Origin of the sequence: Flavobacterium urumqiense, from assembly GCF_900108015.1 — a bacterium.
Lineage (GTDB): Bacteria > Bacteroidota > Bacteroidia > Flavobacteriales > Flavobacteriaceae > Flavobacterium > Flavobacterium urumqiense.
Genome location: NZ_FNVP01000005.1, coordinates 104,976 through 121,669, shown reverse-complemented (window position 1 = coordinate 121,669; position 16,694 = coordinate 104,976). Strand labels below are relative to the sequence as shown.

General features: G+C 34.6%; 15 protein-coding genes and 1 tRNA gene. 4 read left to right on the top strand and 12 right to left on the bottom strand.

What is annotated here, in order from left to right; all coding sequences use genetic code 11:
- The first annotated feature begins 129 nt into the window (after positions 1 to 129).
- From C4S35_RS15995 to C4S35_RS07975, 4 genes are all read left to right on the top strand, one after another.
- On the top strand, positions 130 to 288 hold the full coding sequence (locus C4S35_RS15995) for a hypothetical protein (protein WP_244175219.1): 159 nt from the start codon (positions 130 to 132) through the stop codon (positions 286 to 288).
- Between the two features lie 9 nt (positions 289 to 297).
- On the top strand, positions 298 to 594 hold the full coding sequence (locus C4S35_RS15990; protein ID WP_244175218.1) for a hypothetical protein: 297 nt from the start codon (positions 298 to 300) through the stop codon (positions 592 to 594).
- Positions 595 to 618: 24 nt separating this feature from the next.
- Positions 619 to 831, top strand: a complete 213-nt coding sequence (locus C4S35_RS16340) for an alpha-amylase domain-containing protein (protein ID WP_425269143.1) — start codon at positions 619 to 621, stop codon at positions 829 to 831.
- Positions 832 to 1,083: 252 nt separating this feature from the next.
- A complete protein-coding gene (locus C4S35_RS07975; RefSeq protein ID WP_103999669.1) occupies positions 1,084 to 2,673 on the top strand; it encodes a peptide chain release factor 3 in 1,590 nt (529 codons plus the stop codon).
- 81 nt (positions 2,674 to 2,754) lie between these two features.
- Here C4S35_RS07975 and C4S35_RS07970 read toward each other — a convergent pair whose 3' ends face one another.
- From C4S35_RS07970 to tuf, 12 genes are all read right to left on the bottom strand, one after another.
- Positions 2,755 to 3,108 carry a hypothetical protein gene (locus C4S35_RS07970; protein WP_103999668.1) on the bottom strand — a complete coding sequence of 118 codons (354 nt, stop codon included), beginning with the start codon at positions 3,106 to 3,108 and terminating at the stop codon, positions 2,755 to 2,757.
- 236 nt (positions 3,109 to 3,344) lie between these two features.
- Positions 3,345 to 3,656 (bottom strand): DUF3467 domain-containing protein, encoded by a 312-nt coding sequence (locus tag C4S35_RS07965; RefSeq protein WP_103999667.1) that lies wholly within the window; start codon positions 3,654 to 3,656, stop codon positions 3,345 to 3,347.
- 3 nt (positions 3,657 to 3,659) lie between these two features.
- Complete coding sequence (rpoC, locus tag C4S35_RS07960) at positions 3,660 to 7,973, bottom strand: DNA-directed RNA polymerase subunit beta' (protein ID WP_103999666.1); 4,314 nt, start codon at positions 7,971 to 7,973, stop codon at positions 3,660 to 3,662.
- A 301-nt stretch (positions 7,974 to 8,274) separates the two neighbouring features.
- Positions 8,275 to 12,087 carry a DNA-directed RNA polymerase subunit beta gene (gene rpoB / locus C4S35_RS07955; protein WP_103999665.1) on the bottom strand — a complete coding sequence of 1,271 codons (3,813 nt, stop codon included), beginning with the start codon at positions 12,085 to 12,087 and terminating at the stop codon, positions 8,275 to 8,277.
- Positions 12,088 to 12,359: 272 nt separating this feature from the next.
- Positions 12,360 to 12,728 (bottom strand): 50S ribosomal protein L7/L12, encoded by a 369-nt coding sequence (gene rplL, locus C4S35_RS07950; RefSeq protein ID WP_039109063.1) that lies wholly within the window; start codon positions 12,726 to 12,728, stop codon positions 12,360 to 12,362.
- Positions 12,729 to 12,817: 89 nt separating this feature from the next.
- On the bottom strand, positions 12,818 to 13,330 hold the full coding sequence (rplJ, locus tag C4S35_RS07945) for a 50S ribosomal protein L10 (RefSeq protein ID WP_103999664.1): 513 nt from the start codon (positions 13,328 to 13,330) through the stop codon (positions 12,818 to 12,820).
- A 22-nt stretch (positions 13,331 to 13,352) separates the two neighbouring features.
- Positions 13,353 to 14,042: a 50S ribosomal protein L1 gene (gene rplA / locus C4S35_RS07940; protein ID WP_103999663.1), complete on the bottom strand. Its 690-nt coding sequence runs from the start codon at positions 14,040 to 14,042 to the stop codon at positions 13,353 to 13,355.
- 13 nt (positions 14,043 to 14,055) lie between these two features.
- Entirely contained in the window at positions 14,056 to 14,493 is a 438-nt protein-coding gene (gene rplK / locus C4S35_RS07935) for a 50S ribosomal protein L11 (protein ID WP_035619182.1), read from the bottom strand.
- A gap of 67 nt (positions 14,494 to 14,560) precedes the next feature.
- Positions 14,561 to 15,112, bottom strand: coding sequence for a transcription termination/antitermination protein NusG (gene nusG / locus C4S35_RS07930; protein ID WP_103999662.1), 552 nt, complete (start codon positions 15,110 to 15,112; stop codon positions 14,561 to 14,563).
- A gap of 10 nt (positions 15,113 to 15,122) precedes the next feature.
- Positions 15,123 to 15,320 (bottom strand): preprotein translocase subunit SecE, encoded by a 198-nt coding sequence (secE, locus tag C4S35_RS07925; RefSeq protein ID WP_103999661.1) that lies wholly within the window; start codon positions 15,318 to 15,320, stop codon positions 15,123 to 15,125.
- An 18-nt stretch (positions 15,321 to 15,338) separates the two neighbouring features.
- Positions 15,339 to 15,409, bottom strand: a tRNA-Trp gene (locus C4S35_RS07920).
- A gap of 57 nt (positions 15,410 to 15,466) precedes the next feature.
- Positions 15,467 to 16,654, bottom strand: a complete 1,188-nt coding sequence (gene tuf / locus C4S35_RS07915) for an elongation factor Tu (RefSeq protein ID WP_103999660.1) — start codon at positions 16,652 to 16,654, stop codon at positions 15,467 to 15,469.
- Positions 16,655 to 16,694 lie beyond the last annotated feature (40 nt).

The window sequence follows — 16,694 nt, the reverse complement described above, 5'->3', positions numbered from 1 at the left end:
ACCTTTTTACAGGAAAACAAACTTATACTAATTTTACGTTTGCGTCCTCATGAAAATTACCTAGAACTAAAGCAGATTTTTATAAAAACTAATTCGAAAATAACGGCAAAGTAGCTTTTAAAGGATTTTATGATTTTTGCCGCCGCAAATGTTCAAAATTGGCTGCGGTTGAGAGCGGATATAGTAGAAAAATATTATAAAAACATTATAAAATTTGAAGGATGGAGATTTTACTACGGAAAAGGTTTTGGTTCATGGGTTGTCATTAGTTGGAATGCACATACATGAGGATTTTCTGTGGGTGAATTGCGGCATTCAAACGTAAACACATTCAACGATTGGACGAACAACGACAACCGTTCTGTATTTTATTTTTCTTGTTACTATAAAATAACTGATGCTTTTGACGGTGATAATCCTACGGTTTTTAACGATGATGTCATGTGTAAAAGAAACCCTTGCACAGCGGTTACTTTTGTTACAAACCACGATACAGATGAAATTTGGAAAGAAAGAATTGGCTTATTCTATTATTTTAACTCTAAAGGGCATCTTGCAATTTTTTTACGGAAATTACCAAGAATGGTTAAATAAAACGAATTAAACAACTTAAGATAGATTCATAAAAACAAAGCAACTGCTACGACTTCTATTTTATACGCTGAAAATGATAAGTATGTTGTAAGAAGAAATGGATATAATGGAAATTTCGGATTAATACTAAATATCAACAAATCATCCGTTTGGCAAGAAAGAGGTATCCAAACTAAGTGGGCCCATGCGCAAATTAAGGATTTTACTGGTAAATCGACTTGGACACCAGCAACCTAAGCAGATAAATGGATAAAAATCCAGTGCCTCCAAATGTATATTCTGTTTGGTTCATCAACATGTAAAACATAAATATTCTGGAGATTGGCAGAATAGGCAGCCTTTCTCCTATTAATCAATCAATCTATTTAATTCTTTTATGATATAAAATTAGCGCAATACTATCTTCCGAATTAACATAATTAATTAGAGTATACTATTTTTTTAATTGGCATTTATAAATAGTACTTTTGCATACTATTTATATTATACATGAGCTTTTTAAAAGAAATACAACGTAGAAGAACATTCGGGATTATCTCACATCCTGATGCTGGAAAAACAACACTTACTGAAAAACTTCTCCTTTTTGGTGGTGCTATTCAAGAAGCAGGTGCTGTAAAAAACAACAAAATCAAAAAAGGTGCTACTAGTGACTTTATGGAAATTGAACGTCAGAGAGGAATTTCGGTTTCTACTTCTGTTTTGGCATTCAATTATCAAAACAAAAAGATAAACATTCTCGATACACCAGGACACAAGGATTTTGCTGAGGACACTTTTAGAACTTTAACTGCTGTTGACAGCGTTATTGTTGTAATTGATGTTGCCAAAGGTGTGGAGGAACAAACAGAGAAATTAGTTGCTGTTTGTCGATTGCGTAAAATTCCAATTATTGTATTTATCAATAAATTAGACAGAGAAGGAAAAGATGCTTTTGACCTTATGGACGAAGTGGAACAAAAACTGGGCTTAACAGTTACTCCTTTAAGTTTTCCAATAGGAATGGGCTATGATTTTCAAGGAATTTACAACCTTTGGGAACAAAACATCAACATATTTAGCGGTGATAGCCGCAAGAATATCGAGGAAACTATCGCTTTCTCAGATGTCAAAAATCCTGAGTTAGAGAAAATTATTGGCGAAAAACCTGCTGATAAATTGCGTGAAGAATTAGAGTTAATAGACGAAGTATATCCAAAATTTGATCGTCAGGATTATTTAGATGGAAAATTACAACCAGTATTTTTTGGTTCTGCCTTAAATAATTTTGGAGTGAGAGAATTATTGGACTGTTTTGTAGAAATTGCCCCCTCGCCTAGACCTAAAGAATCAGAAACTCGATTAGTAGATCCAAAAGAAGAGAAAATGACTGGATTTGTTTTTAAAATTCATGCTAATATGGATCCAAAACACAGAGACCGTTTGGCCTTTATAAAAATTGTATCCGGGACTTTTGAAAGAAACAAACCTTATTACCACGTTAGACAAAAAAAGAATTTAAAATTTTCTAGTCCGAATGCTTTCTTTGCTGAAAAGAAAGAAATCGTAGATATTTCTTATCCTGGTGATATTGTAGGTTTACACGATACCGGGAATTTCAAAATTGGAGATACTTTAACAGAAGGTGAAATTATGAGTTTCAAAGGAATTCCAAGTTTCTCTCCCGAACATTTCAGATACATTAATAATGCAGATCCCATGAAAGCGAAACAGCTCGACAAAGGGATCGATCAGTTAATGGATGAAGGGGTTGCGCAATTATTTACCTTAGAAATGAATAACAGAAAGATCATTGGAACGGTAGGTGCACTTCAATATGAAGTTATTCAATATCGTTTAGAACATGAATACGGAGCAAAATGTACGTATGAAAATTTCCCAGTACACAAAGCATGTTGGGTAAAACCTACCGATCCAAAAAGTGATGAATTTAAAGAATTTAGAAGAATCAAACAAAAGTTCTTGGCGCATGATAAATACGGACAATTAGTGTTTTTAGCCGATTCTGATTTTACAATTCAAATGACACAAAATAAATATCCGAACGTTAAATTATTCTTTACATCAGAATTTGAATAATTATCAAAATAGTACTTCATAAAAAAACGCTAATTTAATAAATTAGCGTTTTTTTTATATTTGGATATTTGTATCTAAAACTTATGCGATTGTACTTTCTAAATTTATAGCTTTCTTCAAAAATGCTTTAATCAACAAACGATTTGGTGCCATCCCAGAAGTCATTATCTGCGTCTTAGTATTGATACTATCTGTTGAAATAGTTCTGTTAGGATTTTGCTTAGATCCCATGAACCAAAGAACAAAATTTATGTTTGAAGAAACAGAAGTATTTTCTTGTTTTGCGATAGTGTTACTTTCATTTGCAGTATTCACAACTTCATTTTTTTCTATAGTTTGACCAAAAACAGAAACATTACAAAATAAAGTAAAAACTACCATTACAAAAATAATGTTAATTTTGTTGTTCTTGTCTTGTTTAGAAAAGTTGTTCATAAAATAATTTTTTATAAAAGATAACTGTAATCTTTTCTTCTGCGGCGAAACTAAAACATTAAAATAGTAGTAAAAAATATTTCCGATGAATAGCGTTTTTATCGGTTAAACTACAAAATCGATATTTTTTGTTTCTTAATTATCAAAGTATTGGGTAAAATCAAATCAAAAAACAACAAAAAATTGGCACAAAAAAAGGCTCCATTTCTGGAGCCTTTTCTACAATTCTATTACAATTAAGCTTGACCTGCAGGACCAAAATTAAGAGGAATTGGAGGTTGTTCAGTGTCTTTTATTTCGCCATGAGCGACTTCAAAACGGTGAATATTTTCTCCGATAGCCTTCAATAATCTTTTGGCGTGTTGCGGTGTAAGGACGATTCTTGCTTTTACTTTAGCCTTGGGAATACCTGGCATGATACTTACAAAATCTAAAACAAATTCAGAAGAAGAATGATTAATTATTGCCAAGTTGGAATAAATTCCTTCCGCGATTTTTTCATCCAACTCAATGTTAATTTGCTCTTGTTGTTGATTAGAATTACTCATACCTTAATAAATATATTCTTCTTTATTAGCCATCATATCATTATAATCTTCTTTTGAACCTACAATTGTATTATCATATTCTCTCATACCAGTTCCGGCAGGAATTCTATGACCTACAATTACATTTTCTTTTAATCCTTCTAAGTAATCGATTTTACCTGCAACAGCAGCTTCATTCAATACTTTAGTAGTTTCCTGAAACGAAGCAGCAGAGATAAACGATTTAGTTTGAAGTGACGCTCTAGTAATACCTTGTAAAACTGGTGTTGCAGTTGCAGTAACAACATCACGAGCCACAACAAGATTTTTATCAGTACGTTTCAATAAAGAGTTTTCATCACGCAACTCACGAGGCGTAATAATTTGTCCTTCTTTCAAAGTACTAGAATCTCCAGCATCTTCAACTACTTTCATACCATATAATTTATCATTTTGAACGATAAAATCTTTCGTGTGAATTAATTGATCTTCTAAGAATAAAGTATCACCTGGATCTTGTACTCTTACTTTACGCATCATTTGACGTATTACTACTTCAAAGTGTTTGTCGTTGATTTTTACTCCTTGTAAACGGTATACTTCTTGAATTTCATTTACCAAATACTGTTGAACAGCTGCTGGTCCTTGAATTCTTAAAATATCATCCGGAGTAATAGCTCCATCAGATAAAGGTACGCCTGCTCTTACGAAGTCATTTTCCTGAACTAGAATTTGACTTGATAATTTAACCAAGTATTTTCTAATATCACCAAATTTAGATTCGATAACGATTTCACGGTTACCTCTTTTGATTTTTCCAAAAGAAACAACACCATCAATCTCAGAAACAACAGCTGGGTTTGAAGGATTACGAGCTTCTAACAACTCTGTAATTCTTGGTAAACCTCCTGTAATATCTCCTGATTTAGAAGAACGACGTGGAATTTTTACCAATACTTTACCTGCTTTAATTTTCTCCCCGTTTTCAACCATCAAGTGGGCTCCAACTGGTAAGTTATAAGAACGAATCAATTCATTGTCTTTACCGTAAACCAATAAAGTTGGAATTAATTTTTTAGCTCTAGATTCAGAAATTACTTTTTCTTGGAAACCAGTTTGCTCATCAATTTCAACTATGTATGATTGACCTTGCTCTAATTCTTCGTAAGCAATTTTACCGGTAAATTCAGAAACGATAACTCCGTTATATGGATCCCATTTACAAATTACATCTCCTTTAACAACAGATTGACCGTCTTTAACAAAGATACTTGAACCGTAAGGGATATTATTAGTACTTAATAAAATACCTGTTCTTTCATCAATTAATTTTAACTCAGTCGAACGAGATACTACAATATCAACTGCATTACCTTCACTATCTTCTCCTTTAACAGTTTTTAAATCTTCGATTTCAAGTTTACCATTAAATTTCGTAACGATACTTGATTCTTCAGATATACCACCCGCAACCCCACCAACGTGGAACGTACGTAATGTTAACTGTGTACCAGGTTCTCCAATAGATTGCGCTGCAATAACACCGACAGCTTCTCCTCTTTGAGTCATTTTTCCAGTAGCCAAATTTCTACCGTAACATTTAGCACAAATTCCTTTCAGTGCTTCACAAACAAGAGGCGAACGAACTTCCACTTTCTCAATTGGAGAAGCTTCAATTTGTTTCATTAATGCCTCAGTGATTTGCTCCCCTGAACGAACAAGTACATCATTAGTTAAAGGATTGATTACATCTTGCAATGCAACACGTCCTAAAATTCTTTCTCCTAAAGTTTCAACAATTTCTTCATTCTTTTTCAATGCTGATACTTCAACACCTCTAAGAGTACCACAATCGTCAATGTTAACAATAACATCTTGAGACACATCATGCAATCTTCTTGTTAAATATCCTGCATCGGCCGTTTTCAAAGCCGTATCCGCAAGACCTTTACGCGCACCGTGAGTAGAAATAAAGTACTCAAGGATAGAAAGACCTTCTTTAAAGTTAGAAAGAATAGGGTTTTCAATAATTTCACCACCACCAGCAGTAGATTTTTTTGGCTTAGCCATCAAACCACGCATACCAGTTAACTGACGAATTTGTTCTTTGGAACCCCTTGCTCCAGAATCAAGCATCATATACACCGAGTTGAAACCTTGTTGGTCTTCTCTAATGTTTTTCATTGCTAATTCTGTCAACTGAGCATTTGCTGAAGTCCATACATCAATAACTTGGTTGTAACGTTCGTTATTAGTAATAAGACCCATATTATAATTTACAGAAATCCCCTGAACTTGTTCTCTGGCGTCTGCAATTAATTTTGGTTTTTGATCTGGAATTCTAATATCCCCAAGAGAGAATGACAAACCACCTTTGAAGGCAAATTTGTAACCCATATCTTTCATGTTATCCAAGAAAGCCGCAGTTGTAGGTACATCGGTAGCGCTTAAAACGTGTCCGATAATATCTCTAAGGTTTTTCTTAGTCAATACATCATTGATATATCCAGCTGCTTCCGGTACTACTTCATTAAATAATACACGACCAGCAGTAGTTTTAATAATTTGGTAAACCAAGTCACCAGCTTCATTAAAATGTTTTGCTCTAATTTTCACAGAAGCATTCAATTCTAATCTGCCTTCATTCAAAGCAATATTTACTTCTTCAGCAGAATAAAAAGTAATTCCTTCTCCTAAAATTTTAAGTTCAGGAGTAGATAAACGTTCTTTGGTCATATAATATAGACCCAAAACCATATCCTGAGAAGGTACCGTAATTGGCGCACCATTTGCAGGATTCAGAATATTGTGAGAACCCAGCATTAACAATTGCGCTTCCAAAATAGCTTCTGGTCCTAAAGGCAAGTGAACTGCCATTTGATCCCCATCAAAATCCGCATTAAATGCAGTACAAACTAAAGGGTGCAATTGGATTGCTTTTCCTTCAATTAATTTTGGTTGGAATGCTTGGATACCTAATCTGTGCAAAGTAGGAGCACGATTCAGTAATATTGGGTGACCTTTAATTACATTTTCAAGGATATCCCAAACTACTGGCTCTTTCTTATCTATTATTTTCTTAGCTGATTTAACCGTTTTTACAATTCCTCTTTCTATCAATTTACGGATAACGAAAGGTTTGTATAATTCTGCTGCCATATCTTTTGGGATACCACATTCAGATAATTTCAATTCAGGTCCAACAACAATTACCGAACGAGCCGAATAATCCACACGTTTTCCAAGTAAATTTTGACGGAAACGTCCTTGTTTACCTTTAAGGGAATCAGATAAAGATTTTAATGGTCTGTTTGATTCCGTTTTTACTGCAGATGCTTTACGCGTATTATCGAAAAGTGAATCTACAGATTCCTGCAACATACGTTTCTCATTTCTTAAGATAACTTCTGGAGCTTTGATCTCCATTAATCTTTTCAAACGGTTGTTACGTATAATTACACGACGGTATAAATCATTTAAATCTGAAGTTGCAAAACGACCTCCATCAAGTGGCACAAGCGGACGTAATTCTGGTGGAATAACCGGTACCACTTTCATAATCATCCATTCCGGACGATTCTCACGGTTCAAGTTAGACTCACGGAAAGATTCAACAACTTGTAATCTTTTTAACGCTTCCGTTTTACGTTGTTTAGACGTTTCATTGTTAGCATTGTGTCTTAATTGGTAAGACAATTGATCTAAATCAATTCTTGCTAATAAGTCCATAATACACTCTGCTCCCATTTTGGCAACAAATTTATTAGGATCAAAATCATCAAGATATTGGTTATCAGCAGGAAGGGTATCTAAAATATTCAAATATTCTTCTTCTGTCAAAAAGTCTAATCTTTGTACTGATTCACCTTCTGCATTTTTAGCTATACCTGCTTGGATTACTACGTATCTTTCGTAGTAAATAATCATATCTAATTTCTTAGATGGAAGACCAAGGATATAACCGATTTTATTAGGAAGAGAACGGAAATACCAGATATGAGCAATAGGCACAACAAGATTGATATGACCTACTCTGTCTCTACGTACTTTTTTCTCAGTAACTTCAACACCACAACGGTCACAGATAATTCCTTTGTAACGTATTCTTTTGTATTTACCACAAGCACATTCGAAATCTTTTACTGGTCCGAAAATACGTTCACAAAAAAGACCGTCACGCTCTGGTTTGTGTGTTCTGTAATTGATCGTTTCTGGCTTTAATACTTCACCTCTTGATTCTTTCAAGATCGATTCAGGGGAAGCAAGGCCTATTGAGATTTTATTAAACCTTTTTACAGGGTTTTTATCTTTATTGTTATTATTTCTATTATTCATCATAGTTTTTACTATTGATTTATTTGCAATTAAAAAATTAATTTTATTTCAGTCTTAAAGTCAAATATCATAAAGTTTTTAAAGCCACGGATGACTTGAGACTTTAGACTTTCAAACTTTTGACTTAAACATTACCTCGAATTACTTCTCTAAACTTCAAACAAAAAAAATTTGAAGTGCTAATTATAAAACCTCTTGGTTCTAAATAAAAAATCGGAACGGGTTACGGGTATAAATCCTAAAAACTTTTATAAATGAGTAATCAGTCCCGATAAAAACCGAGACTGATTGCTACAAATATTATTTATTCTTCTAAACGAATGTCAAGTCCAAGACCTTTCAATTCATGCATTAATACATTGAATGATTCAGGTAATCCTGGTTCTGGCATAGATTCACCTTTTACGATTGCTTCGTAAGTTTTAGCTCTACCGATAACATCATCAGACTTCACAGTCAAGATTTCTCTAAGAGTACTTGACGCTCCATAAGCCTCAAGTGCCCAAACCTCCATCTCTCCAAAACGTTGACCTCCAAATTGAGCTTTACCTCCAAGTGGTTGTTGAGTAATCAACGAGTATGGACCTATAGAACGTGCGTGCATTTTATCGTCAACCATGTGTCCAAGTTTCAACATGTAGATAACTCCTACTGTTGCTGCTTGATGGAAACGTTCTCCTGTACCACCATCATATAAATGTGTATGTCCAAAACGCGGTACTCCAGCTTCATCAGTCAATTCATTTATTTGATCTAAAGTTGCTCCGTCAAAAATTGGAGTAGCAAATTTTCTACCCAAATTTTGTCCAGCCCAACCTAAAACAGTTTCATAAATTTGACCTATGTTCATACGTGAAGGTACACCTAATGGGTTCAACACAATATCAACTGGCGTTCCGTCTTCAAGGAAAGGCATATCTTCATGACGAACGATACGAGCAACAATACCTTTGTTACCGTGACGTCCTGCCATTTTATCCCCAACTTTCAATTTACGTTTCTTAGCAATATAAATTTTAGCTAATTTCAAAATTCCAGCTGGTAATTCATCTCCAACTGTAATTGTGAATTTCTCTCTACGTAAAGCTCCTTGTAAGTCGTTCAATTTAATTTTATAGTTATGAATTAAATCATTAACCATTTTATTAGTAGCATCATCAGCTACCCATTGACCTTTACTTAAGTGAGCAAAATCTTCAACAGCATAAAGCATTTTTTGAGTATATTTTTTACCTTTTGGTAAAACTTCTTCACCCAAATCATTCATTACACCTTGAGATGTTTTTCCGTTTACGATCAAGAAAAGTTTTTCAACTAATTTGTCTTTTAATTCAACGAATTTAACTTCAAACTCCATTTCAAGTGCTCCTAAAGCATCCTTGTCTTGTGTACGTTTACGTTTATCTTTTACTGCTCTTGCGAACAATTTTTTGTCTAAAACAACACCGTGTAAAGATGGAGATGCTTTTAATGAAGCATCTTTTACATCACCTGCTTTATCGCCGAAGATTGCACGAAGCAATTTCTCTTCCGGAGTAGGATCTGATTCCCCTTTTGGAGTAATTTTTCCGATAAGAATGTCACCAGGTTTAACCTCGGCTCCAATTCTAATCATACCATTTTCATCTAAATCTTTAGTAGCTTCTTCAGAAACGTTCGGTATGTCGTTCGTTAATTCTTCGTTACCTAATTTAGTATCTCTAACTTCTAATGAATAATCATCCACGTGAATAGAGGTAAAAATATCGTCACGAACCACTTTTTCAGAAATTACAATCGCATCCTCGAAGTTGTATCCTTTCCATGGCATAAACGCAACTTTTAGGTTTCTACCTAAAGCCAATTCTCCATTTTGAGTCGCATATCCTTCTGATAATACTTGTCCAGGAACCACTCTATCCCCTTTTCTTACGATAGGTTTTAGATTGATACTTGTACCTTGATTGGTTTTTCTAAATTTAATTAGATTGTATGTTTTCTCATCTGGCTCAAAACTCACCATTCTTTCTTCTTCAGAACGATCGTATTTGATAGTGATGATATTCGCGTCTACATATTCAATAACTCCATCTCCTTCAGCATTAATCAATACTCTAGAATCAGAAGCAACTTGACGCTCTAAACCAGTTCCAACAATTGGAGCTTCAGGACGAATTAATGGTACGGCCTGACGCATCATGTTAGATCCCATCAAGGCTCTATTCGCATCATCATGTTCTAAAAAAGGAATCAAAGAAGCTGAGATAGACGCAATTTGATTTGGAGCAACATCAGTATAATCTACCCTTGTTGGTTCAATTACTGGGAAATCACCTTCTTGACGTGCAATTACGTCTTCGGCAGTAATTTTTCCAGTAGCATCCATTTGAATGTTTGCCTGAGCAATCATCATTCCTTCTTCTTCTTCTGCGCTTAAGTACACTGGAGTAGAAACTAAATCTACAGTTCCATTAGTTACTTTACGATACGGTGTTTCAATGAAACCCATTCCGTTTACTTTAGCATAAACACCTAGAGAAGATATCAAACCAATGTTTGGTCCCTCAGGAGTTTCAATTGGACATAAACGTCCGTAATGCGTATAGTGAACGTCACGTACCTCAAACCCTGCTCTTTCTCTCGAAAGTCCACCTGGTCCTAGTGCAGATAATCTTCTTTTGTGTGTAATCTCCGCTAGTGGATTTGTTTGATCCATAAACTGAGACAACTGGTTTGTTCCAAAGAAAGAGTTAATAACAGATGATAATGTTTTAGCATTAATCAAATCTATTGGTGTAAACACCTCGTTATCTCTAACGTTCATGCGCTCTCTAATAGTTCTAGCCATACGTGCTAAACCAACACCGAATTGTTGAGACAATTGTTCACCAACTGTTCTAACACGACGGTTTGATAAGTGATCAATATCATCTATCTCTGCTTTAGAGTTGATTAATTCGATCAAATATTTTACAATGGTAATGATATCTTCTTTGGTAAGCACTTGCTTTTCCATTGGAATATCTAAACCAAGTTTTTTGTTCATTCTATAACGACCTACTTCACCTAAGTTGTAACGTTGATCAGAGAAGAACAATTTATCAATAATACCACGAGCAGTTTCTTCATCAGGCGGTTCTGCGTTACGCAATTGTCTGTAGATATGCTCAACAGCTTCTTTTTCAGAATTTGTTGGATCTTTTTGAAGCGTATTGTGAATAATAGCATAATCCCCTTGATTAGCATCTTCTTTATGCAACAAAATAGATTTAACGTTAGAATCAATGATCTCTTCCACATTATCTTTATCGATAATCGTATCTCTATCAAGAATTATTTCGTTACGTTCGATAGAAACTACCTCACCAGTATCTTCATCTACAAAATCTTCGTGCCATGTGTTCAATACACGAGCAGCTAATTTTCTACCGATATATTTTTTAAGTCCTGTTTTAGAAACTTTAATTTCCTCTGCAAGATCAAAAATCTCTAGGATATCCTTGTCTCTTTCGAATCCAATTGCACGGAATAAAGTTGTTACAGGTAATTTTTTCTTTCTGTCGATATAAGCATACATTACACTGTTTATATCTGTAGAAAATTCTATCCAAGAACCTTTAAAAGGAATTACTCTGGCAGAATATAATTTTGTTCCATTTGCATGGAATGATTGACCAAAGAAAACACCTGGTGATCTATGTAATTGCGAAACAACTACACGCTCAGCACCATTTATAACAAAGGTACCGCTTGGTGTCATATAAGGGATTGTACCAAGATAAACATCTTGAACAATAGTTTCAAAATCCTCATGTTCTGGATCTGTACAATACAGTTTTAACCTCGCTTTTAAAGGCACACTGTAAGTAAGACCTCTTTCTATACATTCTTGAATTGTATAACGTGGTGGATCTACAAAATAATCAAGGAATTCCAATACAAAGTTATTTCTTGTATCAGTAATAGGGAAGTTTTCCATGAAGGTGTTGTAAAGCCCTTCGTCGCCTCTTTCGTCAGATTTAGTTTCTAATTGAAAAAAATCTTTAAACGATTTAACCTGAACATCTAGAAAATCTGGATAATCAGGAATATTTTTTGTTGAGGCAAAATTCAATCTTTCAGTTTGATTTGTTATCATCAATGGACAAAATTTTGATTAAAAAAGTAATTTTTTTGTACAAATATTAATTTACTTATACATTCTTTTACTACCATTACATCTTTAAAAACCAATTTAAGATAACTACTTTCTTATTATCTGTTAATTTTTTTTCCTCGTAATGCGTAAAATGAATTTGTTTTTAAAGACTAATATGTAATAATACAAGCTAGACTTTTGTTATACGAAAAATGGTTTAGGTCATTGAATTTGCATCCAAGACCTAAACCTAATTCTCAAAAAGAGTTAAACTATTTAAGTTCAACCTCAGCTCCAGCTTCTTCTAAAGATTTTTTAAGCCCTTCAGCTTCCTCTTTAGAAACACCTTCTTTTACATTACTTGGTGCGCTGTCAACTACATCTTTAGCTTCTTTCAAACCTAAACCTGTAAGTTCTTTTACTAATTTTACAACTGCTAATTTAGAAGCACCTGCTGCTTTTAATACAACTGTAAATTCTGTTTGAACATCTTCAGCAGCAGCTTCACCACCACCTGAAACTACTACAGCTGCAGCAGCTGGTTCGATTCCGTATTCATCTTTTAATATTGTTGCTAATTCGTTAACTTCTTTTACCGTTAGGTTAACTAATTGTTCTGCGAATTGTTTCAAATCTGCCATTTTTTCTATCGTTTTAAAATGATTTGTAAAAATATAATTTATTTATTGTGCGCTTTTTTAAATAAAACTAGAGTAAAACTCTATTTTTATTATGCTTCCACTTCTTCTGCAGCCTCTTCGCTTTTTGCAAATTGGTTTTGAAGAGCAGAAATAACTCTTTGTGCTGGTGACTGCAATAATCCAATAAGTTCGCCGATAAGCTCTTCTTTAGATTTAATAGTTGCTAATGCATCTAATTGATCGTCTCCAATATAAATCTCAGAATTAATATAAGCTCCCTTTAGTACAGGTTTAGCTGATTTTTTTCTGAAATCTTTTATGATCTTACCAGGAGCGTTTGCTATGTCAGAAATGAATATAGCGCTATTACCAGTCAAAACTGAAGGTAAATCACCATAATCATTAGCCGAAGCTTCCATTGCTTTTGCAAGCAAAGTGTTTTTAACAACTTCTAATTTTATACCTGCTTTAAAACAAGCCCTTCTCAAATTTGAAGTAGTCTCTGCATTAAGTCCAGAAATATCAGATACATAAACAATGTTTGTACCAGCTAACTGTGCAGTTAAAACTTCAATCGCGATTGATTTTTCTTCTCTAGTCATACTAAAAATTTTTAACTACCAATTATACTGCTTTAGGATCCAATGCAATTGCAGGACTCATAGTGCTAGTTAGGTAAATACTTTTGATGTAAGTTCCTTTAGCCGCAGTTGGTTTAAGTTTGATTAATGTTTGAATAATTTCGTGAGCATTGTCAAAAATTTGTTCAGCTCCAAAAGAAACTTTACCAATTCCTGCATGCACTATACCAGTTTTATCAACTTTGAAGTCAATTTTACCAGCTTTTACCTCTTGAACAGCTTTTGCAACATCCATAGTTACAGTACCCGTTTTAGGGTTAGGCATTAAACCTCTAGGTCCTAAAATACGACCTAATGGACCTAATTTACCCATAACAGAAGGCATAGTGATGATTACATCAACATCTGTCCAACCGTCTTTTATTTTTTGTAAATAATCGTCAAGACCTACATAGTCTGCTCCTGCTGCTAAAGCTTCCGCTTCTTTATCTGGAGTAACCAATGCTAATACTTTTACATCTTTACCAGTTCCATGAGGTAATGTTACCACACCTCTAACCATTTGATTCGCTTTTCTTGGATCTACACCCAAACGAACTGCGATATCAACAGACTCATCAAATTTTGCAGAAGCAACTACTTTTATTAATGCCGCAGCATCTTTAAGAGAATATAGTTTGTTCTTTTCAATTTTTGAAGCAGCCTCTTTTTGCTTTTTTGTCAATTTTGCCATGTCTTTCTCTTAATTAAAAAGGAGAATCTCCTGATACAGTTATACCCATAGATCTAGCTGTTCCAGCAACCATACTCATTGCAGACTCCATAGTGAATGCATTTAAGTCTGGCATCTTGTCTTCAGCAATAGCTCTAATTTGTTCCCAAGTAACACTAGCTACTTTTTTACGATTAGGCTCACCAGAACCAGATTTTAGCTTTGCAGCTTCCATTAACTGAACTGCTGCCGGAGGAGTTTTTACAACAAAATCAAATGATTTGTCTTTATACACAGTAATTTGTACTGGGCATATTTTGCCGGGTTTATCTTGAGTTCTGGCATTAAATTGCTTACAGAACTCCATGATGTTTACCCCAGCAGCTCCTAAAGCAGGTCCAACCGGTGGCGATGGATTCGCAGCACCTCCCTTAACTTGTAGTTTAACTACCTTACTAATTTCTTTAGCCATTTTTTAAAAAATTTAACACAACAATCATTGGAAGCGATTGTAGTGGATATTATAGATGTAACAAAAATTATACTTTTTCAACTTGCATAAAACTTAACTCCAATGGTGTTTTTCTTCCGAAAATCTTAACCATCACTTCAAGTTTACGCTTCTCTTCGTTAATTTTTTCAACAGTACCATTGAAACCATTAAACGGACCATCAACAACTTTTATAGTTTCCCCCAAGTTGAATGGTATAGATCGAGTATCTGTATTAACAGCCAATTCATCAACTTTACCTAACATTCTGTTTACCTCAGAAACTCTTAACGGAACAGGTTCTCCATTTTTTGTTTCACCTAAAAAACCGATAACACTTGTTATAGATTTAATAATATGAGGAATTTCTCCAATTAGGTTTGCTTCAATCATAACATAACCAGGAAAATAAACCTTATCCTTGATTATTTTTTTTCCTTCTTTAACAGTAACCACTTTCTCAGTAGGAACCAAAACCTGCGAAACATAATCACCCATACCTAATCTTGCGATTTCAGTTTCGATGTATGCTTTCACTTTATTTTCCTGTCCACTTACTGCTCTAACGACATACCACTTTTTTATACTACTATCTGCCATGACAAAAAAATTATGCTTTTATCCAGTTAAAAAATCCGGCTAATGCTTTTGCAAAAATTTCATCAACTCCCCAAGTTGCCAAGGCGAATACTACTGAAAATACAGCCACAATAATTGTTAGACGTTGTACTTCAGCCCAAGCTGGCCAAGTTACATTTGACTTCAACTCCTCAAATGCTTCTGATATGTAATTAACAACTTTTGTCATTGTGATTTAGTTTATTTGCACGGGCGGAGGGATTCGAACCCCCATCAACGGTTTTGGAGACCGCTATTCTACCCTTGAACTACGCCCGTAGTTAAAAAGCCAGCAACAACCAAAGCGGTTACTGGCTTTATAATTTATTTATAGGATTAAGCTACTATCTCAGTTACCTGACCAGCACCTACTGTTCTACCACCTTCACGGATAGCAAAACGTAAACCAACATTTAATGCAATTGCACTAAGCAATACAACATCAATTGTTAAGTTATCCCCAGGCATAACCATTTCTACACCTGTAGGCAAAGTAATGATACCTGTTACGTCAGTTGTACGTACGTAAAACTGTGGACGATAATTATTGTGAAATGGTGTGTGACGACCACCTTCTTCTTTTTTCAAAATATAAACCTCAGCTTTGAAAGTAGCATGTGGTTTAACTGAACCTGGCTTACAAATAACCATTCCTCTTTTGATGTCTTCTTTCTGAATACCTCTTAAAAGAATACCTACGTTATCTCCTGCTTCTCCTCTATCAAGGATTTTACGGAACATCTCAACTCCAGTAATAGTAGAAGTTAATTTTTCAGCTCCCATACCAATGATTTCAACTGGATCTCCAGTATTAGCAACACCAGTTTCGATACGACCTGTAGCTACAGTTCCACGACCAGTAATTGAGAATACATCTTCAACAGGCATTAAGAAAGGTTTTGCAACATCTCTTACTGGCTCTTCGATCCAAGAATCTACAGCCGCCATCAATTCAAGAATTTTTGGTACCCAAACTGGATCATTATTCAATCCACCTAAAGCTGAACCTTGAACAACAGGACCATTATCTCCATCATATTCATAGAAAGATAACAAGTCTCTGATTTCCATCTCAACTAATTCAAGTAATTCCTCATCATCAACCATATCCACTTTATTCATGAATACAACCATTCTAGGAATACCTACTTGACGACCTAAAAGGATATGCTCACGTGTTTGTGGCATTGGCCCATCAGTCGCAGCAACTACAAGAATAGCACCATCCATTTGAGCAGCACCTGTAACCATGTTTTTTACGTAATCTGCGTGACCTGGACAGTCAACGTGAGCGTAATGACGATTAGCAGTTTCATACTCAACGTGAGATGTATTAATTGTAATACCTCTTTCTTTTTCTTCTGGAGCATTATCAATTTGATCAAATGATTTTGCTTGACAGTAACCTGCATCAGACAATACTTTTGTAATTGCCGCAGTTAATGTCGTTTTTCCGTGATCCACATGCCCAATTGTTCCAATGTTTAAATGGGGCTTGTTACGGTTAAAATTTTCCTTTGCCATTTTACTTAATTTTTAATCTTAGTTATATATTAATTTCTAT

Excerpts from the sequence above, each read along its gene's own strand:
- rplJ (WP_103999664.1), bottom strand. The coding sequence starts at position 13,330 with ATGACTAGAGAAGAAAAATCAATCGCGATTGAAGTTTTAACTGCACAG.
- C4S35_RS07975 (WP_103999669.1), top strand. The coding sequence starts at position 1,084 with ATGAGCTTTTTAAAAGAAATACAACGTAGAAGAACATTCGGGATTATC.
- rpoB (WP_103999665.1), bottom strand. The coding sequence starts at position 12,087 with ATGATAACAAATCAAACTGAAAGATTGAATTTTGCCTCAACAAAAAAT.
- secE (WP_103999661.1), bottom strand. The coding sequence starts at position 15,320 with ATGACAAAAGTTGTTAATTACATATCAGAAGCATTTGAGGAGTTGAAG.
- rplA (WP_103999663.1), bottom strand. The coding sequence starts at position 14,042 with ATGGCAAAATTGACAAAAAAGCAAAAAGAGGCTGCTTCAAAAATTGAA.
- C4S35_RS07970 (WP_103999668.1), bottom strand. The coding sequence starts at position 3,108 with ATGAACAACTTTTCTAAACAAGACAAGAACAACAAAATTAACATTATT.
- rpoC (WP_103999666.1), bottom strand. The coding sequence starts at position 7,973 with ATGATGAATAATAGAAATAATAACAATAAAGATAAAAACCCTGTAAAA.
- C4S35_RS15995 (WP_244175219.1), top strand. The coding sequence starts at position 130 with ATGATTTTTGCCGCCGCAAATGTTCAAAATTGGCTGCGGTTGAGAGCG.
- tuf (WP_103999660.1), bottom strand. The coding sequence starts at position 16,654 with ATGGCAAAGGAAAATTTTAACCGTAACAAGCCCCATTTAAACATTGGA.
- rplL (WP_039109063.1), bottom strand. The coding sequence starts at position 12,728 with ATGGCAGATTTGAAACAATTCGCAGAACAATTAGTTAACCTAACGGTA.
- rplK (WP_035619182.1), bottom strand. The coding sequence starts at position 14,493 with ATGGCTAAAGAAATTAGTAAGGTAGTTAAACTACAAGTTAAGGGAGGT.
- C4S35_RS07965 (WP_103999667.1), bottom strand. The coding sequence starts at position 3,656 with ATGAGTAATTCTAATCAACAACAAGAGCAAATTAACATTGAGTTGGAT.
- nusG (WP_103999662.1), bottom strand. The coding sequence starts at position 15,112 with ATGGCAGATAGTAGTATAAAAAAGTGGTATGTCGTTAGAGCAGTAAGT.